Source organism: Streptosporangium sp. NPDC051023, assembly GCF_040689595.1.
Taxonomy (GTDB): Bacteria; Actinomycetota; Actinomycetes; order Streptosporangiales; family Streptosporangiaceae; genus Streptosporangium.
In genome coordinates, this window is record NZ_JBFBCE010000014.1 from 14,360 (window position 1) to 37,817 (window position 23,458).

A 23,458-nucleotide genomic window follows, 5' to 3' on the forward strand; every position below is an offset into this window, starting at 1 on the left:
ATCGAACCGTCCTTCAACATGCCGTGCGTCATCGCACGCCCCCCGGCAAATAGTGATCAGTATGCCGGGAGGATGAAGGCCCCCGGGGGCTTTCGCCCTATTGGAGTTGGTTGAAGCCGATGACGATGAAGCGTTCGACGACCACCGCGACGGCCAGCAGGAACGCCGGAACCGCGACGAACAGGATGCGCCGCCTCGTCTTCGACGCGCGGTCCGGGCCGCGCAGCCGGTGCATCTCGTAGGCGAACAGCGCGATCCAGGTGACGCCGAGGGCGCCAAGGCCGATCGGGGTCATGGGCGATCCGCGGTCGCCGAACCCGGTCAGGGGCCGCGGCTGCGGGATCTCGGCGTCCTTCGGATATGTCCTCAGCGTGTAGACGGCGGCGTCCTGGCTGGTGAAGACCCGTTTGAGCTCCCGTGAGGAGTCGAGGGCCGCGCGGAAGCGTTTCTCCCAGTCGGCGGGGAAGCCGTGGTTGAGCTGCAGATAGGCGGCCTGGCCCCGGCTGGCGACGAGATAGGTGTTCGGCGGGGAGACACGGAACTTGTCGATCACCGAGGAGAGCTGATCCGGGTTCTTGTCCACGAGCACCTGCTGGTACTCGACCTTGTCGAAGTCCCGCTCGCCCCACGGGATGGTCGGGGTGACTTCGGGGCCGATGATCGGGACCAGGAACAGCACCCGGCCGCTCGGCTCGTCGTGCCGGTAGACGTAGTGCATCGCCTGGACCTCGCCGCTGGAGACCCGCTCGAACTGCTCGTTGCCGTAGCGGGCGACCAGGAAGGACATCGACAGCACCAGCGCGCATGCCGCGGCGAGCAGCAAGGAGATCTTGCGGGTCAGCTGCGGGTTGAACCTGATGTTGCGCTTGCGGATCGGCACGGTCTCCTCGGGGGCCTCCGCCGTACCGGCGGGAAGGTTCGGGAAGAACGCGTAGGAGGCCAGGATGCAGGCTCCGGGCAGTGCGAACAGGTAGATCCGCAGGCCGATCTCGCCGCCGTAGCTCTGCAGCCCGAGGGCGAGCACCGGGACGCACAGCAGGAGCAGGGCAGCCCGGTCGCCGACGCCCCGGCGCAGACGGCGCAACAGGCCGGTCGCGGCCAGCACCAGGATGACCGCGCAGATGCCCAGACGGGCCATCAGCACGAGCGCGTGCCTGCCGTCGCTGCCCTCGATCCGGTCACCGGTGTTGCGCTGGAGGTTCTCCAGGATTCGGCCGAGACCGCCGAAGAGCTCGTTGATGTGCCCGCTCCAGAAGGTGACCGTCTGGTAGCTGATCCAGGCCAGCACGATCAGCCCGAGGAAGAAGGGCAGGCCCCAGCTGAGCGAGGAGCGCCGCAGCAGGATCAGGCCGGTCAGCACGCCCAGCATCATGAACGGCGTGATCTGGTGCGACGCCGTGGCGGTCCCGAACAGGGCGATCAGCACGATGAGCATGATCGACCGGTCGTAGACGCCGGTCGAGTGGGTCAGCTCGCCGGGGGTCAGCCCGTCCAGCCTGGCCAGCAGCCGCCGGATCCGGCCCTTGACCTGTGCCGTCCTCTCACGGATCTCCACCTTGCCGAACCAGCGCAGCACGATCGCCACGAATGCCAGGTAGATCGCGTAGGTGAAGCCCTGCGGGGAGAAGTAGTCCTGGCCGATCCACTGGACGAGGATGAACAGCAGCGCGGCGAACCAGCGGGCGCGGGTGGTCGCGACCACCTGGCGCAGGATCAGCACGAACGGCAGCAGGTAGAGCAGGTTGGACAGCAGCGGCGTCCAGCGCAGGATCAGCGTCAGGTCGGTGACCCCGGCGGCCTTCGTGACGAACGCGACCAGCGCGAAGAACCCCGGCCACGCGAAGCGGGCGTCCAGGATGGGGGAGGAGGAGCCCGTACGGTTGATGAACTCCACGAAGCCCGCGTGGACGTAGGCCGTGTGGAAGCGGGGCGTGTCCTCGATCAGGGCGGCCGCGCCGTGCAGGGCGAAGGTGATCACCGCGAGCTGGAAGAGCAGCAGGAACTTGCGGTCGGTGTTCTGCGCGATCGTGACGAAGAACGCCGTGATCATCAGCATGATCGCGGCGAACGCGGTGACGGGCAGCGCGGAGATCAGCCCGAGGCCGTCGATGCTCGTCAGGTCGACGCCCCGCAGCGGCCCTGGCGCGACGCGCAGGGCCAGCACGTACATGACCAGGCCCTCGACGGTGAGCAGCGGCGGAAGCCACGTCCCCGCCGTCCGCGCCAGCTTCGCGGTCCAGGAGAGCCCGGCCTCCTGCGGGGCTTTCCCCTGAGCAGGAACGGCCGAGGGGGCCGCCGGAGGGCCCGAGGGCCGGGGCGCGGAGGTCGGCGCGGGGGGAGCCGAGGCGGGAGCGGGCAGGGGGACGGAGGGGAGACGCAGCTCCGCTGTGCTCTCCGTGCTGTCCGAGACCGCCTCTCCGGCCGTCTCAGGTTCTTCGGGGCCGGTGGTGTCGGCGGAGGACGACGTGTGCGCGTCCTCCTCCCCCTCCTCGTCCCGTGACGTCTCGGCGGGCTTGATCTCCTCGACGTCCCGGATCTCGGAGACATCGGCGACCGAGGTGTCCACGACCGAGGAACCGATGATCGAGTAGTCCACGATCGAGGTGTCGTCCCCGGAGACGTCGGAGTCCTCGGAGTCCTCGGAGTCCTCGGAGTCCCCGAGAACGTCGGGATCCTCGACGGGGGGAGGCGGCGCCGTCGTGCGGGCGGGGATGCGGAAGACGGCGGTCGCCGCCGGATCGTCGCCGCCGAGCGTCTCGGAGGACGGGGCTGCCGACGCCTCGTCAGAGGCCCCGGAGGGCGTCTGCCGGGATGTCGCGTCGGCGGATCTGTCCTCGGATTCGGCGTGCGTCTCCTCCGGGGGCGAGGGGTTGGCGGAGCCGTTCCTCTCCACCTCTGCAGCCTCCACAGCCTCCGTTGTCACGTCATTACCTGACCGTTGCCTCACGTCTAACATCATGGGGGTTACGAGGACCCGGCTGTGACGGGTGATCGCGTGGCTTCGCCGCTGTCGAGCATTCTGCGGAGCCCGGGGAAGATCAGCGCGGCGATCAGCAGCTCGCTCAGCAGCAGCGCGTAGCCCACGGAGTTCACCCCCGCCTGGGGGAACAGCAGCAGGGTGCTGGTGAGCACGAGAACAGCCAATGACACCTGGACGAGCGCCAGCTTGCGGGCCTGCCCCATGGCGCGCAGGCCGCTCAGGTAGATCTCGATCAGCACCCGGGGGAGCACCGCGACGGACATCAGCTGGAGCAGCAGCGTGCCCCGGTCGGCGAAGCCGGAGCCGAAGACGCGCAGGATCAGCGGTGCCGCGAGAATCGTCACAATCACGATCGGAACGATGATCATGAAGGCCCGGCGGAGCGCCCTGCGGGAGTTCGAGGCGAGGCGGTCCCGGTCGAAGGAGCCCTCGACGGTGAGCGAGGTGGCCATGTTCATCGCCAGCAGCTCGATCAGCGAGCCCAGCGTGTGGGCCATGGAGAAGTAGCCGAAGGTGACCTCGTCGACCCTGGCGGCGATCAGGACCGGGATCAGATAGATGCTCGCCAGAATCGACAGCGTGCCCGGGTAGTCTCCGGAAAGGAAGCGGCCGACCTCGCGGAAGGCAAGCGGCCTGGCGGTGCTCTCGGTCTGTCTGATGTGCCGGGGGACGACCTTCCTGAACAGCAGGAGGTTGATCGGGATCAGGACCATCGCGGCCGGGATGATCCACGAGACGAAGATGCCGTCGTGGGGCAGCGCGAACGACAGCCCCACCAGCATGGCCATCTTCACCAGGCCGTAGCAGAGACTGCTCACCGGCACCCAGGTGGCCTTGCGCAGCCCGGCCAGCGTCACGTCCTCAAGGGTGAACACCGACCAGACCAGCGCCGAGGCCAGGAAGAACAGCCCGGGCCCCAGGCCGCCGAGCGTGGCGTAGGTCGGCCCCCACCACGGCAGCGTGACCAGGAACCCGAGCGCGGCGGCGACGCCGGTCGCTCCGGCGATCGCGTACGCCCTGACGATGAGCGCGGGCGTGCGCCGTCCCGCGACGGGGATGAACTTGGCCAGCGCCCCGACGAACCCGAGGGCGGTCAGCGACGCGAACAGCCGCATGGCGGTGATCACCGCCTGGCCCCTGCCGAAGTCGGCGGGGGCGTACAGCTGGGCGGCCAGCCACCAGTAACCCATGCCGAGCACGGCGGTGATCGCGGTGTTGGCCATGAGCGCGTAGCCGTTGCGGAACAGCGGATTGCGCAGGTCGCGCAGTAACCGCCGCCGCAACCCGGCGAACCGCCCATCGGACCGTTCGCCCACGGTCGCGCTCATGTCCTACCTCCCCCCACGTCCGATGACGTGTGTCTCACGCGAGGCCACGCACCCGGCGAAGGCCGTACCGGGTGCGCCTGACGACGGCGTAGCCCTTCGTCAGCACGCGTTCCTTCATGTAGATCAGCGGGACTTGGCTGCCCTCGACCGCCCGGCTGAACATCCTCATCGAGGTGCCCTCCGCCACGGTCAGGCGCGGTAGCGCGAGCACGTCGTGCCTGTCGGCGGCGATGGCGTTGCTCACCGCGCAGGCGGCCCAGTATCCGGCCCGCCTGACCTCGCGCCTGACGCGCACGCTTGAGTAGCCGTATGGATAGGCCATGGTCGCGACCGGCGCCCCGATCTTGTCTTCCAACAGGGCCTTGTTCCGGCGCAGCTCCTGGCGGAGCTGGTCGTCGGGCAACTGGTCCAGCTGGGGATGGCTGTGGCTGTGGCCGCCGATCTCGACGCCGCAGGAGGCAGCCTCGCGGGCCTGGCTCCAGGTCAGCATCGTGTCGAGCGGCCTGCCCGCCGCGTCCTTGCCCGCGTCCCTGACCCACCCGCTGGTCAGGAAGACCGTTGCGGGGAAGTCGTAGCGTTCGAGCACCGGCAGCGCCTCGCTGTGGAAGTCGGCGTAACCGTCGTCGAACGTCACCACGACCGGCCGTTCGGGAAGGGACCGACCGTTGTTCCTGTGCAGCGAGGCGACCAGGTCGGCCACGGTCAGCGGGGTGAAGTCGCGCTCCTTCAGGTACGCGAGTTGCTCGGCGAACGCCGAAGGTCGTACGGCCAGCGGCTTGGTTTCGGGGTTCGGCCGGTCGGATATCGAGTGGTACATCAGGATCGGCACGCGGATCACGACTTCGCCACCTTCAGTCTGAGGGAGCCGACGACGTAACCCCAGGTGGTCCAGGCGAGCCCGACCACGATCGCACCGGCCCTGCCGAGCCCTGACAGGTCGCCGCGCAGGGCCTCCCCGACACCGCGCAGGGCGCCGAGCGGCAGCGCCTTCAGCGCGTGCGCCCGCTCGCTCGCCAGCCCGTCGCCGGCGCCGACGCTCTGTGTGACCAGTGCCTTCGACAGGCCTTCCGCGTAACACCTGGAGCGGAAATAGGCGAACTTGGAGCGTACGGCGGGCACCTTGTGGCCGATCACCGCGCCCGGCTCGAACAGCATCACCGCACCGGGGATCCGCTGGGACAGCCGGATGCAGAACTCGGTCTCCTCACAGCCGAGGGGCCTCGGCTTGCGCCCCTGCACGCTGCGGCCGATGCCGGTGTGGAATCCGCCGATCTGACCGATGAGCTCCCTGCGGAACGCCGCGTTTCCCCCCATCACATTGCGGATCGGTGCCCGTTCCGTGGGCATGCCCCGATAGGTGCAGCCCACGGTCCAGTCGAACTCGTAGGGAAACCAGCCAGGACGGTGTCCTGTCGCCCACAGCGGCCTGGTCAACCCGCCGACCCCCACGACGGTCGGGTTCTGGAAGCCCTCCTCCAGTGCTTCCAGCCAGCCAGGTTCCGCTATCGCGTCGTCGTCCAGGTAGGCCACGATGTCGCCGGAGGCGGTCGCCGCACCGGTGTTCTTGCCGCCGGACAGCCCCTTCTCCTGTGTGTTCTCCACCACGATCACGCCGGGATACTCGCGCTTGAGCCTCAGGTGCAGGTCCGTGTTGTAGTCGACCACCAGGATGATCTCGTACGCCTCGCGCCGCTGGTTCTCGACCGACCTGACGGCCGCCCGGATGTCCTCCCAGCGTTCCTCGGTGTAGACACAGATGACGACACTGGTCTTCATGGCTACGCGGCGCCCTGGTCCGCCGCGGGGGTGGCGGTCGTCGGTTCGGGGACGACGGCGGCCGGGCTGTTGCGCCGTTCCCTGATGATGGTCTTCAGCACCCGGATGCCGTCGCGGATCGCGTGCAGGTTGCTCTCGCCGTGGATCCGGCAGCGCTCGTGGCTCGGCACCTCGTGGACCTTGAGACCGGCCTTGGCGGCCCTGATGTTCATCAGGGTCTCGACCTCGAAGCCGTCGCAGTCCAGGTTGAGCGTGTCCAGATGGCGTGCCCAGAAGGCGTTGTAGCCGTAGCAGAGGTCGCTGTAGCTGGTGCCGTAGATCCGGTTCACCAGGCTGGTCAGCACCTTGTTGCCGAACTTGCGGTTGAAGGTCAGGTCGTCGCTGCCCCCGCCCGCCGCGTAGCGCGAGCCCTTGACGAAGTCGGCCCCGGTGACCAACGCGCCCACGAACTGGATGATCTCCCGGCCGTCTGTCGACCCGTCGGCGTCGATCATCACGATGATGTCGCTGGTGCAGGCGGCGAAGCCCGCGGCGAGCGCGTCCCCCTTGCCCTTGCCGGTCTGGGTGACCACCCGGACGTTGGGGCGCAACCTCCTGGCGACGGCCACGGTGTCGTCAACCGAGTTGCCGTCGACCAGCACGATCTCGTCGATCCACTGGGGCAGCGTCGCGAAGACGTGTGGGAGATTCTCCGCCTCGTTCATGGCGGGGACCACCACGCTGACCGTGGGGGCGATGGCCATGTGCGGGGTTATGGGAGTGAACCGCTCAATCGGTGGCATCGCTCGCAATGGCGGCTTGGCATTGTGCTTGACGATGTCGGGACTCATGACAGTTGTCCTTCCGGATGGGCGGTCGTCGAAGACGACGTACGGGAGGACCCGGCGCCAGACACAGCCGACTGATCGGCGGGAATGGCAAATGCGATGAGGGATGCATGGGAGGGTCCTGGCGGGCGGTGTGCGGTGTGGCCGGGGTGCGGGCTAGCCCACTCCCCATGGTTCCTTGACGGCCGCGGAGGCTGATTGGTTCTGCGCTGAGGTGCGCATACGGCCAAAACCTTTCAGCACCCGGTCGGCAAGGCGGTACAGATGGGGACGATCAAGAACGATGGTGCGGGCTTTGTTGACCGGTGTGCGGCCCATCCAGTGAACCGCCGCCGCAGGTGAGGGGCGGGAGACACGGCCCTCGGCGACGAACAGGTCGTCGGTCTTCAGCCAGGCCTTGTACTCGCGCCCGCCCTTGCCCATGTCCACCTGGCGCACCCCCGCGTTCGCGGCGTGCTCGGCCATGTGGAGATGGTGCATGATGCCCGGTGAGTAGCGGGCGAACTCGGTGTCGTACGCGGGGAACCAACCGACCAGTGTGTGCGCCGTGCGCAGGCCGAAGTGGCCTGCGACGGGGGTGTCCCCGGCGTAGACCATGGTCAGCACGCCCGCGAAGGTCTCGGAGCGTGCCGCGTGCATCTCGTCGAGCAGTCGGACGATCCACGGCTGGGCGAAGCGGTCGACCCGCCCCGTGCGCCGGTACTGGTCCGACTTCCAGTTCAGGAGCGTGCGCAGGGTTTCGGCGTCGGCGGAGTCCCACTCGAAGCGGATCTCGCCCTGCTCGCGGCCGAGCTTGCGCTCCTTGTAGCGGACGGTCTTGTAGTTCTTCGGGGAGTTCGTTTTGACCCGGTCGATGTAGGGCTCGAAGCCCGAGCTCAGATCCATGATCGGTGCGGGTCGTACGTCCGACTGGTGGGCGGCGAACGTCGGCTGGCCCGCGACCAGGTGGTCGAAGTCGAAGACCGAGAGCTTGCAGGCACGCAGTAGCGCCCGGGCGTCCAGTTTCAGCTCGGGGATCGAGATCAGGCCGTGGCAGGTGGTGAGGAAGCCGCCGAGGGGCTTGCCGATTCCGAAGTTGTGGCGCTCGTAGGGAAAGAATCCGACGATCTTGCCGCCGTCCTGGATGACGGCCACCCGGACGTAGTCGCGGAGACGGCCCATGGCCAGGGCGAACTCCACGGAGAGAAAGGGATTGTCGAGGGACGGGTCCGCCCCCTGCAGCTCCCGCCACCGGGATATCTCGGACTCCCCGAGGTCACCGGGGCGAACGACGACGATGTTCACCTTGACCTGGCCCCCTGTTCGGTCTGCAAGCTTCCGCTCCCCCGGTACAACACGCGTAGTACGTATATGAACCCGCCGAGCACCGCGATCGTCGCCACTCCGGCGCGAGGCGACCATGCGTCAAAAGACAGCATGGCAACGGCAAGGAGAACGTTTACAACCAGGCTTGCCGCCGCCCCCACTGATAGTGCCGCAAGTGGGTCACGATCACGCAACAGTCCTACCACTGCGGCGCCTGGTACCACCAAAAGAAACAGAGGGGTCAGGACGATACGAAGAGGAGTGTCGATCCCGGCCAGCGCGATCACGGCCCCCGCCACGCACGCAAGGGTGAGGGCCCATCTGAGCACCTTGCGGTTGGTCGACATCTCCTGGCTCCCGGGTTGTAGTGTCGTGATCGATCGCTCATTCATGGGATCAATCACTTCGCACGGACGTCAATGCCGACGTTTGGCCTCAGTCCATGGTTTACCGGATCGCAAAGAGATGTGCGGGCGTTATCCAACGCGGAGTCAAACGATCAGGTGGTCTCCGTCCCGGACTCCGGCGTCTCCGTCGGCGCCTGCGTCGGTTCGGGAGGCGGGTCGCCCGCCGGTTCCGAAGCCTGAGGTTCAGGGCTTTCCCACGAGATCGCGCAGCTGGAGCCGCCGCCGGCCGAGGTGAACGAGACGCGTCCTGAGCCGCTTTCCCCGGGATCGGCGGCGGTGACCCAAATCACGCCTCCCGCACCGGCCCTCAGCCGCCCCCGCCGGGGGTGGACGTCGAGGCCGCCCGAGGTGGTCGCCGACCACGAGACGACCCCGTTGCGCGCGGTGAGACGGATCTGCCCGCTGCCCTCCTCGATCCTGGTCGGGCACGAGACGGCCAGCCGGGCGGCTGCGGCGGGTGCGGCGGGCGTGCGGGTGACGCGGGGGTGCTCGGTCGTGGGACGGCGGGTCGCGGGCGGCCTGGCCCGGCTGGGGGTGGGAGCGGCCGTCCCGGCTCTCGTGCTTCTGCCGGGAGATGGAGACGGAGAGGGGCCGGGACCCAGGGTCGGAGTCGGAGGCGGGTCGGCGGGGGGTTCCGATGGGCCGGGCGCGGCCTCCGCCTCGACCTCGGGATCCGATCCCGACCGTGGTCCCGGCGCCGGGGGGATGAGCGCGGGCCGCCTGCCGGGCGCCGCCTCGACGTGCCCGCCCGCGACGTCGCGGCCGGTGATGACGACCACGGCGCAGGTCGCCGCCAGTACGCAGAGGGCGGCCACGATCACCGGCGTCGCCCGCCGGGAAGCGCCGCGCCGCCGTGCGGGCGCCGCGCGCCGTGCTCCGGCGGTCGTGCCCCCGTGATCTTCCTCGCGTGCCCGCCTCGCTCCGCCTCGTGTGCCCCTGGCCCGTCTCGCCTCTTTCGGTACCGCGCGCGTCCTCGCGCCGTCGGCCGCCCCGCGACGCGTCTTCGCGCGCCCCCCGGCGACGGGGAAGCCGGTCCTGTCGAAACGGTCGCCCGCCGATGAGATCGAGGCACGCGTCCCGGCGAACTCGGGGTTCGCGCAGGTCTCGACGACCCGGCGGCGCAGGGAGAGCGGCGGGAGGGCCACGGGCACCATGTCGAGCAGCGTCACCGCTGAGACGTGCCGGTCCCGCCGTTCCGTGCAGACCTCGCAGCGGCCGATGTGGCTGGACAGTCGTCTGCGCAACATCGTGGTCAGCGGCCCCTCCCACGAGTCGACCATCGCCGACAGGTCGGGGCAGTGTGCCCGCCCCACCTTGGCCAGCACCACGGCCGCCGCCGCGTTCTCCAGGTGGTCGCGGGCCCGGTTCACGGCGCTCCTCGCCTGCCGCGAGGTCAGCCCGAGCACCAGGCCCGTCTCCGCCTCGCTCAGGCCGTGCCGTAGCGAAAGCTCGAGCGCCTGACGTTCCTGTCCGCCCAGCTCGGCCAGCGCCTCGTGCACCAGCGTGGCCAGTTCCCGCTCCTGCGGGTCGTCGTGCTCGCAGGGCGCCTGCGCCCTGTCCCGCGCCGCCCGCCCCCCTCCCGGCCCGGTCTCGCACCGGGCGCGTGTCAGCGCGTACAGCCACGGGCGCAGGCGGCCCTGCTCGCGCAGCCGGTCGGCGCACTTGATCGCGGTGACCAGGGCGTCGTGTACGGCCTCCGCCGCGGCGTCCCGGTCGCCCAGCAGTGAGCGGGCGTAGTCGTTGAGGCGTTCGGCGTAGGAGTCGTAGAGATCGGAGGGCGCTTCGGCATCGGCGCGCCGGAGCGCCTCGGCGAGTCGCTGGTCGTCGGTCCGGCCGACGGTCGGCCATGCGGGCACGGACGTTCCTCCCCGTAGACGGATTCGTTCACGGGCCATGCCCGAGACCCCACACGCGTAGGACGCCACCTGGCCGTAATGGGTTGTCCTAATCGGTCGATACCATGCCTACACGGCATGAAATGGTAAAATTGCGACAGGTGGGGTTCGTGGGGCGGGTGCCGTACGAGGGGAGGAAGGTCAGCAGTGGGGCGCGCAGAGGCGGCGCTTCATGCCTTCGAGGAAGAACGTGCGGACCTGGCCGATGTCCTTGGCGATGTAGGCGTCGCCGCCGGTTGCCCTGGCCAGTGCGTCCATCTGGCGCTTGCCCTTCGGGGCATCGGGGCCGAAGGCGATGATCAGGACGCTGACCGGCCTCTCCGGGTTGTACTCCTGCTTCAGCGTCCTGAGGATCTGCCGGTCGCTGATCCCGCCCTCCGGGTCGTCGTTCCCCGCGCCGTCCGTGAGGATCACCACTGTGTTGATCTTGTCGCCCTGGTACTCCGCGTTCATCCGCTTGTACGCGGCGGCGAGGGTGTCGTTGAGCCCGGTGTCGCCGGTCTCCTTGGCCTTGGTCGTGGCCAGCTTCCGGTTGATCAGGTCCCTGCGCAGGACGCCGTCCAGGTTCTCGGTGAGCGGGCCGACCGGGACCGTCTCGCGGTAGTCGACGCCCCGGCCTTCAAGGTTCGTGGAGAACTCCCAGATCCCGATCTCACTCTTCACCGGGAACAGCTTGATGCCCTCTGTGGCGATCTTCGTGATCGCCTGCATCCGGGTCAGGCCGGTTCCGGGGACCGGGAGCGCCATCGTGCCGGAGACGTCGAGCAAGGTGAGCAGCCTGGTGCCGAGGTTCAGGCGTGACCACGACTGCGACAGTCTGGCGACGGTTCCGGCGTCCGGCGTCTGCAGCGTCTTGGGCGCCCTGGCCTGGAACCCACCGGTCGCGGAGAGCGCCGTGCCGCCCTCGCCGTCCGGGGTGCGGAAGCCCTGGTCCTGGAGGTCCTTCCTGGCGGCGTCGGTGGCGAGGTCTCGCTGGAACGCCTCGGCGACCTCGCGGGCGGTCGCGTCCTGCGTGGTGACCACCAGCGGGTAGTCGAGGTTGATCGTGCCCTCGGCCGGATACAGGGGGACGGCGGGGACCTGCGGCTTCTTGACGTTGTCGAACGCCCAGATGCTCTGCTCCGAGGCGACGCCGACCGGGATCCTGCTGCCCTTGACGCCGAGGCTGGCCAGCAGCGCGTCCTGGTCGCGGACGGTCGAGCCCGCCAGTGTCTTGAGCGCGCCGACGAGTTCCTCCTGGCCGACGCCCGAGGCCGTCGCCGTCCCCGAGGCGGCCAGCAGCGCACCGAGCCCCGCGGCGTTCAGTGAGGGGTCGAGCGCGAGCACGCGCACCTTGCGCCCTGGGCCGTTGGGGTTCGTTACGTTCGCGGCGCCGATCATGCCGTTCCAGCTCGCCTCGCCGAAGCTTTTCCGCAGATCCTGGGCCACGGCTCCCGAGGCCGCCAGCACGATGGGGGAGCGGGCGACGGAGGGGCCAGGGGCGGGAATCCGCGGGTTTTTCGCCCGCAGGCCGGTCACCCACAGGGAGGAGTCCGGGATCCACACGTCCATCGCGTCGACCTTGCCGCCGCTGCCACCCAGACCGGAGGCCACGGTCGCGGAGGCGCCCTTGGTCACCGAGATGGCCGCGCACCTGCCGCCGACCTCGTGGGAGGCTTTCGTGAAGCGCTCCGCGATCCTGGACACGGCGGGGTGGATATCGGGCGAGGCGGTGACCCGTAGCGTGACCTTGCCCCCGGGGCATCCGCGGTCCCGGTTGATGATCACGAAGGCGGCGACGCCGAGCAGCACCGCGAGGGCCACGGATCCGGCCAGCGGGGCCAGTACCGCGCCGCGCCCGCTCCTGCGACGCCGGGGCGACGGATTGTAGGTGTAGCCGTCGTCGAGCTCATCCGTCCTGTGACGTCCGCTCACGATGCCTCTTCGGTGTCGGTGTCCTGAAACTAGCGGGTCACCTTATCCGGAGGTTCTCCGCAATGTTCACGGAACTGTACTGGGAACACCTAAAGTGGCAAAGCACTCTTTTTGCTGCGGAAATCACCGTACGTGATAGAAAACGATCTCTGCGTCGTATGAGAGTCGTATGAGAAAGGCCAGCTCAGTGGCGGCAGGCGTGCCCGTGCCACGCTTTGCGTCCCTCGTGTACGGCCGCCGCAGCCAGCAGCACCGCCACGGCCGGATCGGCCCACCAGCACCCGATGTCGTTCAGGGCAATTCCCGCCAGTACCCCCGCGGCCTGGAGTGCGCACAGCAGGTTCTGGGTGCCCTCGCCCGAGGTCGCCGCGGAGTGCAGCCGGGCACCCAGTCGTCGCTTGGCCATGCCCAGGAGCGGCATGCTGACCAGGCTGACCGCCGTGACCGCCGCGCCGAGCGCGCTGGGCGCGGCCCTGTGCCCCATCCACAGGTCGTATGCCACGTGGAGCGCCAGGTAGGGGGCGAGCAGCCAGAAGCTGATCGCCAACGCCCTGCCCGCCCTGGCCTCCGCGTGCGCCGAGCAGGTCCGCGACCCGGTGAACCGCCAGATCACAATGAGGCTGGCCAGCGCCTCGACCAGCGAGGATGTACCCCAGCCGATCAGTGCGACCGAGTGCGCGCCGAACCCGGCGGTGATGCCAAGGCCGCTCTCCACGCCCAGCCAGACCAGCGTGGCCAGCGAGAGGGCGCGCGCCGTACGGGCGTCGCGCAGCCACTCCTCGCTCACGGGCCGGGCCGGTGCTGCTTGGTCGGTCACCGTGACCTCGAGATCCCCAAATGTCACGCTCAGTACCATACACATCACTCGACGTGGTGATGGCGTGAATCCGTGAAGCGCTCGGCGCCGACCACGACGGCGTAGTCTCCCGGGGAAGAGGACGCCAGTAGATCCCCGGGGGAGAAGTCCGTGCCGTTCACGCCCAGCCACGTGGCCGCCGTGCTGCCGCTGATCTCCTCGGCCAGGATCCGCCGGTTCCTCGATCCCTGGGCCCTCGCGCTGGGCACGATGGTGCCGGATCTGCCGATCTTCTTCTCCTTCCTGCCGGACTATGGGATCTGGCACTCACTGCGCGGTGTCGTCACGCTTGACCTGTTCGCCGTCGTCGTGCTGCTCGCCGTTTTCCACGGCCTGCTCCGCGACCCGCTGACCGCGCTGCTGCCCGCGAGCCTCGCTGGCAAGGCCGCCTCGCTGGCCCCGGAGGGGTACGGCCTCAGGCGGCTGCCCGCCGTGGTCGCGGGAGGCGTCCTCGGTTCCCTCACCCACCTGCTGTGGGATTCCTTCACCCACTCCTACAGCCTGGAGGTGTGGGGCTGGGCCTGGCTGGCGGCCCCCGTCGTCGGCCCGCTGCCCGTCTTCCGCGTGCTGCAGTACGTCTCGACCGTGGTCGGCCTCGCCGCCGTGCTCTGGTGGAGCCGGCGCGGCCTGTCGCGGATGGAACCGGTCGCGCTGCCGGAACGGCTCGCGCTGCCCGTCCTGGTACGGCGCGGCGTGATCCTGGCGACGATGATCGCGACCCTGATGGGCGCGGCGGCGTGGCCCAGGATCTACCCGCCGTCGAGCAGGGCCGAGCTGATCACCAGGCTGGGCGCGGGGATGGTCGTCGGCTTCTGCGCACTGTTGATCGCTTACGCCGTGATGTGGCAGCTCAGACGGGTCATGGCAGTATTCCAAGGTGCCTAACGCCTCAGATCCCCACCTGGCCGACTACGCGGGCCTGCGCGACGTCGAGCTGCGCAAGAGCCTGGAGGCCGAACACGGCCTGTTCATCGCCGAGGGGGAGAAGGTGATCCGCAGGGCCGTCGCGGCCGGTTACCCGGTGCGCTCGGTGCTGCTGACCCGCCGCTGGGCCGATTCCCTGGCCGACCTGCTCGACGGCCTCGGGGGCCGGGTCCACGTGGTCGAGGACCAGGCCATGGAGGCGATCGCCGGATTCCCGGTCCATCGGGGCGCCCTGGCCGCCATGGACCGCAAGCCGCTGCCCACGGTCACCGAGGCGCTGCGCGGGGCCGCCCCCGACGGGCCTCGCCGCATCCTCGTCCTGGAGGACCTCGTCGACCATGGCAACGTCGGCGCGATCTTCCGGTGCGCCGCCGCGCTGGGCGTCGAGGCCGTGATCCTGTCGCCTCGCTGCGCCGACCCGCTGTACCGCAGGTCGGTGAAGGTGTCGATGGGCGCGGTCTTCGCGATCCCGTACGCGCGGATGACCAACTGGTACGACGGCCTGGCGGAGCTTCGCGGCGCGGGCTTCCAGACCCTGGCCCTCACCCCCGACCAGACGGCGACCCCGATCGACACGGTCAGGCTGGCCGACCGGGTTGCCCTCCTGCTCGGCTCGGAGGGCGACGGCCTGTCCTCCCGATGGCTGCACGAGGCCGACGAGCCGGTGTGCATCCCGATGAGCCCGGCCGCGATGAACCTCGGCGTCGACTCCCTCAACGTGGTCGCCGCCGCCGCCATCGCCTGCCACGGCCTGATGCGCACCACCCCGTAGTCCCCGGCCGGATCACGGCCCCGCCATCACCACGCTCCGCGCGCCCACACTCGGAGGGCGTCCCCGGGCGGGGGCTTGCGCTCCTCGCGGTCCCCGGCGTTCCGTGCGTCGCCGAGGACGGCCGGATGCCGCCCCTGTACCTGTCGTTGTTTGTCAGGTATTGCTGCCAGCATGGGCGCACATGGACACCCTGACGGCACGGGAGATCAACCGTGCGACGCTGGCCCGTCAGATGCTGCTCGGGCGGGAGAAGGCCGACGTCGTCACGGCGGTCGAGCGGATCGGCGGCATGCAGGCGCAGGAGGCGAGCCCTCCTTACACGGGACTGTGGACGCGGGTCGAGGGGTTCCGCCGTGAGGACCTGCACCGGGCGCTGCACGATCGCCTCGTCGTGCGAGCCACCATGATGCGCGCCACGCTCCACCTGATGAGCGCCCGTGACTACGCGGCGTTCCGGCTGACGCTGTGGCCCGTCCTCGCCTCCGCCGTGACCGGACGCGCCGACCTGTTCGCCGGACTGGACCTTGACAGGCTGCTCCCCGTGGCCCGCGCACTGCTGCGGGAGCGGCCCGCCGACTTCGCCACGCTGCGGGGCCTGCTGAAGGAGGAGTTCCCCGAGGCCGACGAGCGGGGGCTCGGCTACGCGGTGCGGACCCAGCTGCCGCTGGTCATGGTTCCCACCGAGCACCGGTGGGCGTTCCCTCAGTCGGCGGAGTTCGCGTCCGCGGAAGCCTGGCTGGGCGCGGAGCTGTCGGAGACGCCGGTCGAGGACCTGGTCCTGCGTTACCTGGCCGCCTTCGGCCCGGCGACCGCCGCCGACGCGCAGACATGGTCCGGGTTCAAGGGGCTGCGGGCCGTACTCGATGGCCTGCGCCCGAAGCTGCGCGTCTTCCGCGACGAGCGGGGGCGCGAGCTGTTCGACCTGCCGGACGCCCCGCGCCCGTCCGGGGACGTCCCCGCCCCCGCCCGGTTCCTGCCGGACTTCGACGCCCTGATGCTGGCGCACGCCGACCGGAGCCGGGTGATCGCCGACGACCATCGGGGCCGGATCGTCACCAGGAACCTCCGCGTCCACGCCACCTTCCTGTGGGACGGCCTCGCCCGCGGCACCTGGCGGGTACGGCGCGCGCGCAAGGTCGCCACCCTGCGGATGACCCCCTTCGAGACCCTGTCCCGGCGGGCGGTCGCCGACCTGACCGAGGAGGGCGAGGCCCTCCTGCGCTTCCTCGAACCGGACGCCACCGACCTGAACGTCCACATCGAGGACCTCTGACTCCCGCCCGCCCGGGCACCCCACCACCCGGGACCGGTAGTCGGCTTGGGCGCACCGCACCATGCTGGGGACTGTTCTCGGCTTGGCCCACCGGTGTCCGGCCTGGGACCCGCCCCATCCCGGTTACCCGGGGACTGTTCTTGGCGTGGGCGCGCCTGAGGAGAGAGGGAGCGCGGCGGCCGAACGACGAGGGAAGACACCGACACAAGGGCGCCCAAGCCCGCGACGCCGAAGGTGGCGCCATAAGCACAGCCCGCGATGCCGGAGGCGTCGCAATAGGCAGGGCAGGCGTCGTAATGATCACGAATCGTCGCTGAAGTTCCCTGTGTCGTTTCCGTCGCCGGACGACTGGTCACCGCCGGATTCCTGCTCGCTGCCCCAGTCCAGGAGCCGGGTCGCGGTCTGGAAGCGGCGGTCCGGCTTGGAGTCGCCGAGGATCACACCGATGAGCCGGTGGCCGTCGCGATCGGCGGCGAACGACAGACAGTAGCCCGCGGCGCGTGTGTAACCGGTCTTCACCCCCAGGGCGCCGGGGGCCTTGCCGAGCAGTTTGTTGGTGTTGGTCCAGGTGTGAGCCCGGTGGGTCTTGGATGCGGGCACGACGTAGCGCCTGGTCGAGGCGATGCCCAGCAGCACCGGGTCGCCGAGCGCGGTCTGGGCGAGCTTGGCCTGGTCCTGGGCGGTCGAGTAACCGCCGCTCGGCTTGGGAAGTCCGTCGGGATTGGCGTAGCGGGTTCCGGCCAGGCCGAGCGAGCGGGCCGCGGTGTTCATCTTGGCCACGAACTTGGCGTCGCCGGGGCCGTACACGCGGGCCAGCGCGTGTGAGGCGTCCGCTCCAGAGGGGAGCATCACCCCGTGGAGCAGGTCCCTGACGGTCAGGCGCTCCCCGGCGCGGAGCGAGGCGCCGGTCGCGTCGTTCGTCGCCGCGTGCCGTACGTCGGCGGCGTTGATCTGCACGACGTCGTCCAGTTTGGCCTCGCGCAGCACGACGTACGCCGTCATGACCTTGGTCAGGCTGGCCACCGGCATCCGCTTGGTCGCCTGCTTGCCGAGAAGGGAGGCCCCCGTGGTGGCGTCGAAGAGGTAGGCGGCTCGCGCGGCCACCGTGGGAGCGGCCTTCCCGCCCTTCCGAGGGGCGCTGTCGGTCGCACCGTGCGCGGTGTCGTGCGCGGCGCCCAGCGTCTGTACGGTGACGGGCCGCTGGGCGTAGGCGTGGGCGGGTGTGACGGACCCGGTGGTCACGGCGGCCAGCGTGGTACAGATGATGAGGCGGATTCCCCCGGTTTGCATGGGAGTCATGGTGACAGAAGTGGCCGACATTATGCGGGCCTTGATGACTCGCCCGGGGAAACCCCGCCCCTCATGTCATGCCGGAGAGCGGAGAGCAGTGCGCGGGATCAAGTGGTGGTGAGCTCGTTCTCCGTGTGCCGCCGTGCGGTCCTGCGGCGGCGCACGCCCACGAGGCAGGCGATCACCAGGATCACCGCCGCGAGGCCCGCGCCCGCCAGCAGAGGTGATTCGGCGGCCAGCTTGAGCCAGCCCCAGATCACCGAATAGAGGCCGAAGGACGTCACGGGAACCCAGGTCAGGCAGCCGAGCGCGCTCGCCACGGCGTACCAGGGGTAGGAGATCCGCAGCACTCCCGCGACCCAGGGCAGTGTGTGCCGCAGTCCGGGCACCCAGAAACAGCCGTAGACGGCTAGCGCCCCCCACTTGCTGACGGCTTTCTCGACCCTGCGGATGCCCTCCGGGCTGATCTTCCGGCCCACCCGGGAGGAGTAGAGCCGGGGGCCGAGTTTACGGCCGATCCAGTAGTAGGCCTGGAATGCACCGAAAAGGGCGACGCCACCGATGAGGACCCAGAGCCACAGCGGCATGCCCAGGACAGAAGCAGAGGTGGGGTCGGGGATGCCTGCTGCGAACAGTCGCATCTGTCACATCACCACCTAACTGGCCTGTCTGTCCCAATTGATATTAGGGCAGGCTTACCTAGCCTTGTATACCGGAGTCCCGCGATGGGCACCAGAGCACTGCAACCGGACGTCAAGCGGAGATCAACCATCCCGAGTTACATGTATGGGTAACGAGAGGAAGGGATCCGTCATGAGTCCGCGAGGCAGTCTCACGCCGGTGGTGGCGAGCGGGACCGCGAGCGTTGTGAAACTGCTGGTCGCCACACTCGCCTTCACCGGAGCCTACGTGGGGGTCGAGGCGTCCCGTACCACCTCGGTCCCGGCGCGGGCGAGCATGGCCGCGGGGACGACGGGGGCCGAGAAGGCCCAGGTGGAGACCGTGGTGCTGTCGTCGAAGTCGATGCAGGACGCCACGGCGCAGGCTCCGGCCGCGGGGACGGTCACGGTCAGTCCCGTCACCGGAGCCGGGTCGTGTGACAGGCCGTACCGGATTCAGAGCGTGATCGACAACCCCCACCCTGACCGGACCGTCTCGTACGGCTGGCGCCTGCAGCGCTGGAGCGAGGGCAGCCGGAGCTGGCGCACCTACCTGAACGGGAACTCCGGCTTCACCGGCAAGAGCCAGACCGTCGAGTGGCAGCCGCACGTGGTCGACAACCCCGGCTGGTACCGGGCCACGCTGTCGGTCTCGGACGGCACGTCCCTGCGCAGCGCGAAGTTCCGCGTCAGCTGCTGAGCCGAAACCGCCGGCCGTGGGGTGAGGGCCACAGGGCGAGCGCCGTCAGGTGCCGAGTGAGCGCTGCGCCGCCTCGACCCAGCGGGTCACGCCGACCCGGCGGGCGACCGACAGGGCGTTCTCGTAGTGGGGTCTCACCGCGTCGGAGAAGCCCAGCCTGAGCGCCAGGTCGCCCAGGGTCAGTGAGACCGGCCACAGCGCGACCACCCCGGTGCCCGCGCCCGCGATCCGCTCGGCGAACGGCTTCAACGTGTCGTAGGCCTCGGTCATTCGCTCCCGGTCGTCCAGCAGCATCCCGGCCAGGGCGCGCCAGATCATCGCCAGCTCGTACAGGAAGTCGGGGCGGACCGGGGTCTTGATCGCGATGACGGCCCGCGCGTCACGCGCGTGCCCTGCGGAGGCCAGGGCGACGGCGTACGCGTCGAGGGTCCACTTGGCCCCACGCTGGTGAGCCTCGGCCAGCGGCTCGACCATGTCGGCGGCCCTGCCGTTGACCAGGTGCAGACAGAACGTGGTGATCAGCGGCAGGTCCTGGCGGCCCTCGAGCATGCCCGCCCTCGCGGTCAGCCTGGCGGCGTCGCGGTAGGCGCGCTCCGCGCCCGCGAAGTCACCGGCGATCATCAGCCGCTGCCCGGCGTACCACGCGCCGACGGCGGCGGGCGCGGGCAGGCCGTACTGCCTGGCGAGCCGCTCGGCGGAGGCCACGTGCGCGTCGGCGTCGGCGAACGCGCCGGAGGCGGCGGCACACTCCATCAGCACCAGGTGCGCCAGCGCCTGGACGGAAACCTGGCCGGTCGCCTTGCCGACCTCGAGCAGCTCCCTGCCGATGACCTCGCGCTCCCCGACCGGGGTGATGCCGTACGACTGGCGCAGTCGCCCGCTCAGCGCGGTCGCGAGCAGCGCCGGGTCGCCGCTGCGCCTGGCCAGCTCCTCGGCCTCCAGCGAGGCCTGCTCACCCCTGGGGGTCGCCGACCCCTCGAGCTCCAGCGCCAGGGTGGCCAGCAGGCTCGCCCGCAGTGACTGCTCGCCCGCGGGCAGCTCGACCAGCGCCTGCTCGGCGACGTCCACGATCTCCCACGCGGTGCGGGTGAAGTCGCGGGCCATGCCCTTGTGCGGCACGGCGAGGGAGGCGGCGACCCTGGCGGTGAGTTCGAGGTTGCCCAGTGGCAGGGCCGCGTCCATCGCCTCGCGCCGCCGCCTGCGGGCCGCGGCCATGTCCCCGCACAGCGCCAGTGCCTTGATGAGGTTCAGGGTCAGCAGCAGGCGCTCGCGGGTGGTCTCTGGGGTGTGGGTGACCCCGGACCTGTCGAAGGCGGCGATGGCCTGCTCCCACAGCGAGGCGGCCTCGCGGTGGGCGAAGCGCCGCTCGGCCTGCTCCGCGGCGAGGCCCGCGTAATGCACCGCCTTGCCCGCCGTCTCCGTGGTGCCCGCCGCGTCGTAGTGGTGGGCGAGCGCGGCCACGTCGCCCGGGTGCCTGCGCTCGATCGCCACGGCGACGGAGGCGTGCAGGCGGGAACGGCGCAGCCTGGAGGCGTCTGAGTACAGGGTGTCGCGGACCAGGTCGTGGTCGAAGCGGAGCATGCCGGGACCCGGCTCGGTGACCAGCCCGGCGAGCAGCGCGGCCTCGACCGCGTCGACCACCGCGTCCTCGTCGCCTGTGACGTCGACCAGCACGTCCACATCGACGTCACGGCCGATCACGGCGGCCTGCAGCAGGATCTGCTGGGCCGCGGCGGGCAGCCGGGAGATCCGCCGCCGCAGCACGTCGCGGACCCCGGAGGGCACCCCGGAGATCACCTCCGCCGCCGTCGCGCGGTCGCTCACCGCCTCGGCGTCGAGCAGGCGCACGGTCTCGCGCACGAAGAAGGGGTTGCCGCCGGTCCGCTCGACGATGCTGTTGACCGCGTCCTCGTCGACCTCGCGCACACAGGTCGCCCTGACCAGCGCGGCGACCGCCTCGGTGTCCAGCCCGGTCAGGCCGACCCGGACGGGACCGAGCCGGGCCAGGGCGGCGAGCACGTCCGCCTGCTGGTCGCTCAGCTCGCTGTCCCTGCAGGTCACAACCAGCAGCACCCGGCTGGTCGCCAGCAGGCTCGGCAGCGCGCGCAGCAGCGCGAGGGTCTGGTCGTCGGCCCAGTGCAGATCTTCGAGCGTCAGCAGGATCGGCGTCTCCCTGGCGACGGCGGCGAGGTAGCCGCCGACCGCCCTGTGCAGCCGGAAGCCGCCTGAGGCCTGGTCGTCGTCGGGCTCAGGGGCGGCGTCGTCCAGGAGCGGGGCCAGCAGCTGGGCGTACTCGCCGGGCCCCGCGGCGCTCACCAAGGTGCGCAGGATCTCAACCCACGCCCAGCCGGGAGGGGTCGCGCTGCTGTCGGGACACGCCCCGGAGGAGGTGCCCCAGCCGTCGTCGGAGAGCCGCTTCGTGAGCTGGCGGACCAGGGTGGTCTTGCCCGCGCCCGCGTCACCGCTGATCACCGCGACGGTGAAGCGGCCCGTCCTGGCCGCCGCCGTCACCAGCCTGCTCAGCTCGGCCTCCCGGCCGACGAACGGCTCAGGCTCCAGGGGCGGCAGTTCGGCCGGGGCGACCGCGGGCCGGGGCGGCCAGGTGTCGGCGGGCATCACCGGACGCTGCCTCGCGAGCGGTACGGCGAGCTGTAGCCCAGGGTCCTGCGACAGGATGTCCGACTCCAGCTTGCGCAGCGCTGGCCCGGGGTCGATGCCCAACTCGTCGGCGAGGATCGTGCGGGCCCTGCGCAGCGCGGCCAGCGCGTCGCCCTGCCGCCCGCACCGGTACAGGCCGAGAGCCAGCAGCCGCCAGCCCTCCTCGCGCAGCGGGTGCTCGGCGGTCAGGGCCTCCAGGTCGGGCACGGCCTCCGTGGGCATGCCCAGGCGCAGGCTGCTGTCGGCGTGCCGCTCGCGGGCCACGAGCCGCAGCTCGGCCAGCCGGTTCACCTCGGCCTCCGCCCACGGCTGGTCGGCGAAGTCGGAGTACGGGGTGCCGCGCCACAGCCCGAGGGCCTTCTCGAGGCGGGCTCGCGCCGAGGCCGGGTCGTCGCCCTCGAGATGCTCTCCCGCCGTGCGGACCAGGGCCTCGAAGCGGAGCGCGTCCACCTGGTCGGGAGCGACACGCAGCGCGTAACCGGAGGCGACGGTCACCAGCAGTCTGTTCGGGCCTCCGCGCGGGCGGCCTGGCTCGAGGACCCGGCGCAGACGGGAGATGTAGACCTGCAGGCCAGACTGCGCGCCCTTGGCCGTGTCGTCGTCCCAGAGGTCGTACAGGAGTGAGTCGACGGGCACGACCTGCCCGCGCGCCACCAGCAACCGGGCGAGGACGGCACGCTGCCGTAACCCGCCCAGGTCGATCTCGTCGTCACCGGAGTGCGCCTCGACCGGACCGAGGACCCGGAACGCCACGATGTCAGCCGCCATATCAGCCGCCACGCTATGCGGGCTTTCGAATCGCGCACAAGGTCTTTCCCAATCTAGCGGCTGATCGGCTCTTTCTCGGGGGCCTGGACCACGCTCTCGCGCCGGCGCAGAAGCGTCCACGCGCCGAGTGCCAGTCCGCCGAAGGGGATTTCGACAGTGTAGGTCCAGAAGCCGAAAAGCAACGCAGCGGCCGTCGCCGAGTCGAGCGGAGCCCCGAAGAAGACCAGCGCGCCGACGGTTCCCGCCTCCATGATGCCGGTCCCGCTCGGGGTGACCACGGCGGTGGTCAGCACCCTGGACAGGGCGAAGACCGCGATCGATTGCGCCAGCCCCGGGTAGGAGCCGGTCGCCTGCAGGCAGCAGACCATGATGAGCCACTGCAGGCCGAGGAAGAAGATCATGCCCAGGGTCAGCCCGGGCCAGCGGTGCCGTACGACCTCGGAGGTGTCCGCGCGCAGCTTGCGCAGGGACTCGGAGAGGCCGTGCTCGCCGGGACGGATCCGATGGGGGAGCAGCCGGGCGGCGGCGTCGAGGGCGCGGCCGAGCAGGGCGGCGGCCCTGTCCCAGTAGAGCGCGGTGGCGACCAGGGCGACCAGGGCGAGGATGGACAGCGCGCCGACCCAGCCCGCGCTGGTCACGGCGGGGCTGAGCCGCTGCCCGCTGAGGAGCAGGGCCAGGATGCCGACGGCGGGCAGGATGAAGCGGAAAAGGGTGTTCCAGATGCCGCTGACCAGCGTCGAGACCACGACGGGCCGCAGGTTGAAGCCCCAGCCCTTCGTCATCCCGATCGTCATCGCGACCCCGGCCGCGCCGCCGAACGGCAGCAGGTTGCTCACCGCGCTGCCCGCGGCGTTCAGCGTGAGGGCCTGCAAGTGTGTCAGACCGGGCAGGGAGGCGGTCAGCACGAACGTGTAGGCCAGCAGGCTGGCCAGCCAGACGACGGCCATCAGCGCGACCGTCTGCCAGCTCAGCTTGGCGAACTGGGCGCCGATCTGCGTCCACGAGACGTGCTTGCCCGTCAGCGCCTCCACGATCTGCGGAAGGAAGCGCACGAGCGTGGCGGCCAGTGCGAGCGACACGACCGACAGCCCGATTTGGACCCACTTGTTCTTCATCTAACCCCCTT

Annotated in this window: 17 protein-coding genes; 4 read left to right on the forward strand and 13 right to left on the reverse strand. The window is 70.3% G+C overall.

Going from position 1 to position 23,458, the window contains the following annotated elements; translation table 11 throughout:
* Positions 1-97: 97 nt before the first annotated feature.
* The 9 genes from AB0395_RS11715 to AB0395_RS11755 form a co-directional block, all read right to left on the reverse strand.
* On the reverse strand, positions 98-2,923 hold the full coding sequence (locus AB0395_RS11715; protein WP_366279523.1) for a hypothetical protein: 2,826 nt from the start codon (positions 2,921-2,923) through the stop codon (positions 98-100).
* A gap of 41 nt (positions 2,924-2,964) precedes the next feature.
* Positions 2,965-4,308 carry a hypothetical protein gene (locus AB0395_RS11720; protein ID WP_366279525.1) on the reverse strand — a complete coding sequence of 448 codons (1,344 nt, stop codon included), beginning with the start codon at positions 4,306-4,308 and terminating at the stop codon, positions 2,965-2,967.
* Positions 4,309-4,342: 34 nt separating this feature from the next.
* Entirely contained in the window at positions 4,343-5,146 is an 804-nt protein-coding gene (locus tag AB0395_RS11725; RefSeq protein WP_366279528.1) for a polysaccharide deacetylase family protein, read from the reverse strand.
* Complete coding sequence (locus AB0395_RS11730) at positions 5,143-6,084, reverse strand: glycosyltransferase family 2 protein (protein ID WP_366279530.1); 942 nt, start codon at positions 6,082-6,084, stop codon at positions 5,143-5,145. Before AB0395_RS11730 ends, AB0395_RS11725 begins: the two co-directional genes overlap by 4 nt.
* 2 nt (positions 6,085-6,086) lie before the next feature.
* Positions 6,087-6,914 carry a glycosyltransferase family 2 protein gene (locus tag AB0395_RS11735; protein WP_366279533.1) on the reverse strand — a complete coding sequence of 276 codons (828 nt, stop codon included), beginning with the start codon at positions 6,912-6,914 and terminating at the stop codon, positions 6,087-6,089.
* Positions 6,915-7,067: 153 nt separating this feature from the next.
* Entirely contained in the window at positions 7,068-8,195 is a 1,128-nt protein-coding gene (locus tag AB0395_RS11740) for a GNAT family N-acetyltransferase (protein WP_366279535.1), read from the reverse strand.
* Between the two features lie 520 nt (positions 8,196-8,715).
* Positions 8,716-10,479, reverse strand: a complete 1,764-nt coding sequence (locus tag AB0395_RS11745; RefSeq protein ID WP_366279537.1) for a sigma-70 family RNA polymerase sigma factor — start codon at positions 10,477-10,479, stop codon at positions 8,716-8,718.
* A 180-nt stretch (positions 10,480-10,659) separates the two neighbouring features.
* The gene (locus AB0395_RS11750; RefSeq protein ID WP_366279540.1) at positions 10,660-12,432 is read right to left on the reverse strand and encodes a substrate-binding and VWA domain-containing protein; all 1,773 of its coding nucleotides are present in this window, start codon (positions 12,430-12,432) and stop codon (positions 10,660-10,662) included.
* 184 nt (positions 12,433-12,616) lie between these two features.
* Entirely contained in the window at positions 12,617-13,276 is a 660-nt protein-coding gene (locus AB0395_RS11755; protein WP_366279543.1) for a hypothetical protein, read from the reverse strand.
* A 123-nt stretch (positions 13,277-13,399) separates the two neighbouring features.
* On the opposite strand from AB0395_RS11755, the gene AB0395_RS11760 reads away from it, so the two are divergent.
* From AB0395_RS11760 to AB0395_RS11770, 3 genes are all read left to right on the forward strand, one after another.
* Entirely contained in the window at positions 13,400-14,173 is a 774-nt protein-coding gene (locus AB0395_RS11760) for a DUF4184 family protein (protein WP_366279545.1), read from the forward strand.
* The gene (locus tag AB0395_RS11765) at positions 14,166-14,984 is read left to right on the forward strand and encodes an RNA methyltransferase (protein WP_366279546.1); all 819 of its coding nucleotides are present in this window, start codon (positions 14,166-14,168) and stop codon (positions 14,982-14,984) included. The genes AB0395_RS11760 and AB0395_RS11765 overlap by 8 nt, the downstream gene beginning before the upstream one ends.
* A 181-nt stretch (positions 14,985-15,165) precedes the next feature.
* Positions 15,166-16,257 (forward strand): winged helix DNA-binding domain-containing protein, encoded by a 1,092-nt coding sequence (locus AB0395_RS11770; RefSeq protein ID WP_366279548.1) that lies wholly within the window; start codon positions 15,166-15,168, stop codon positions 16,255-16,257.
* Between the two features lie 300 nt (positions 16,258-16,557).
* Here the strand turns inward: AB0395_RS11770 and AB0395_RS11775 are convergent, their stop codons facing one another.
* The gene (locus AB0395_RS11775) at positions 16,558-17,547 is read right to left on the reverse strand and encodes a serine hydrolase (protein WP_366279550.1); all 990 of its coding nucleotides are present in this window, start codon (positions 17,545-17,547) and stop codon (positions 16,558-16,560) included.
* 107 nt (positions 17,548-17,654) lie between these two features.
* On the reverse strand, positions 17,655-18,188 hold the full coding sequence (locus AB0395_RS11780) for a VTT domain-containing protein (RefSeq protein ID WP_366279551.1): 534 nt from the start codon (positions 18,186-18,188) through the stop codon (positions 17,655-17,657).
* 172 nt (positions 18,189-18,360) lie between these two features.
* Here AB0395_RS11780 and AB0395_RS11785 point away from each other — a divergent pair, with 172 nt between their 5' ends.
* Positions 18,361-18,906: a hypothetical protein gene (locus AB0395_RS11785; RefSeq protein ID WP_366279553.1), complete on the forward strand. Its 546-nt coding sequence runs from the start codon at positions 18,361-18,363 to the stop codon at positions 18,904-18,906.
* A 45-nt stretch (positions 18,907-18,951) separates the two neighbouring features.
* Here AB0395_RS11785 and AB0395_RS11790 read toward each other — a convergent pair whose 3' ends face one another.
* Complete coding sequence (locus AB0395_RS11790; protein ID WP_366279555.1) at positions 18,952-22,332, reverse strand: BTAD domain-containing putative transcriptional regulator; 3,381 nt, start codon at positions 22,330-22,332, stop codon at positions 18,952-18,954.
* Positions 22,333-22,385: 53 nt separating this feature from the next.
* Positions 22,386-23,447, reverse strand: a complete 1,062-nt coding sequence (locus AB0395_RS11795) for a lysylphosphatidylglycerol synthase transmembrane domain-containing protein (protein ID WP_366279557.1) — start codon at positions 23,445-23,447, stop codon at positions 22,386-22,388.
* Positions 23,448-23,458: the final 11 nt, after the last annotated feature.

Coding starts and splice junctions, on each gene's coding strand:
- AB0395_RS11720 (WP_366279525.1), bottom strand. CDS start 4,308: ATGAGCGCGACCGTGGGCGAACGGTCCGATGGGCGGTTCGCCGGGTTG.
- AB0395_RS11730 (WP_366279530.1), bottom strand. CDS start 6,084: ATGAAGACCAGTGTCGTCATCTGTGTCTACACCGAGGAACGCTGGGAG.
- AB0395_RS11735 (WP_366279533.1), bottom strand. CDS start 6,914: ATGAGTCCCGACATCGTCAAGCACAATGCCAAGCCGCCATTGCGAGCG.
- AB0395_RS11770 (WP_366279548.1), top strand. CDS start 15,166: ATGGACACCCTGACGGCACGGGAGATCAACCGTGCGACGCTGGCCCGT.
- AB0395_RS11775 (WP_366279550.1), bottom strand. CDS start 17,547: ATGCAAACCGGGGGAATCCGCCTCATCATCTGTACCACGCTGGCCGCC.
- AB0395_RS11780 (WP_366279551.1), bottom strand. CDS start 18,188: ATGCGACTGTTCGCAGCAGGCATCCCCGACCCCACCTCTGCTTCTGTC.
- AB0395_RS11785 (WP_366279553.1), top strand. CDS start 18,361: ATGAGTCCGCGAGGCAGTCTCACGCCGGTGGTGGCGAGCGGGACCGCG.
- AB0395_RS11790 (WP_366279555.1), bottom strand. CDS start 22,332: ATGGCGGCTGACATCGTGGCGTTCCGGGTCCTCGGTCCGGTCGAGGCG.
- AB0395_RS11795 (WP_366279557.1), bottom strand. CDS start 23,447: ATGAAGAACAAGTGGGTCCAAATCGGGCTGTCGGTCGTGTCGCTCGCA.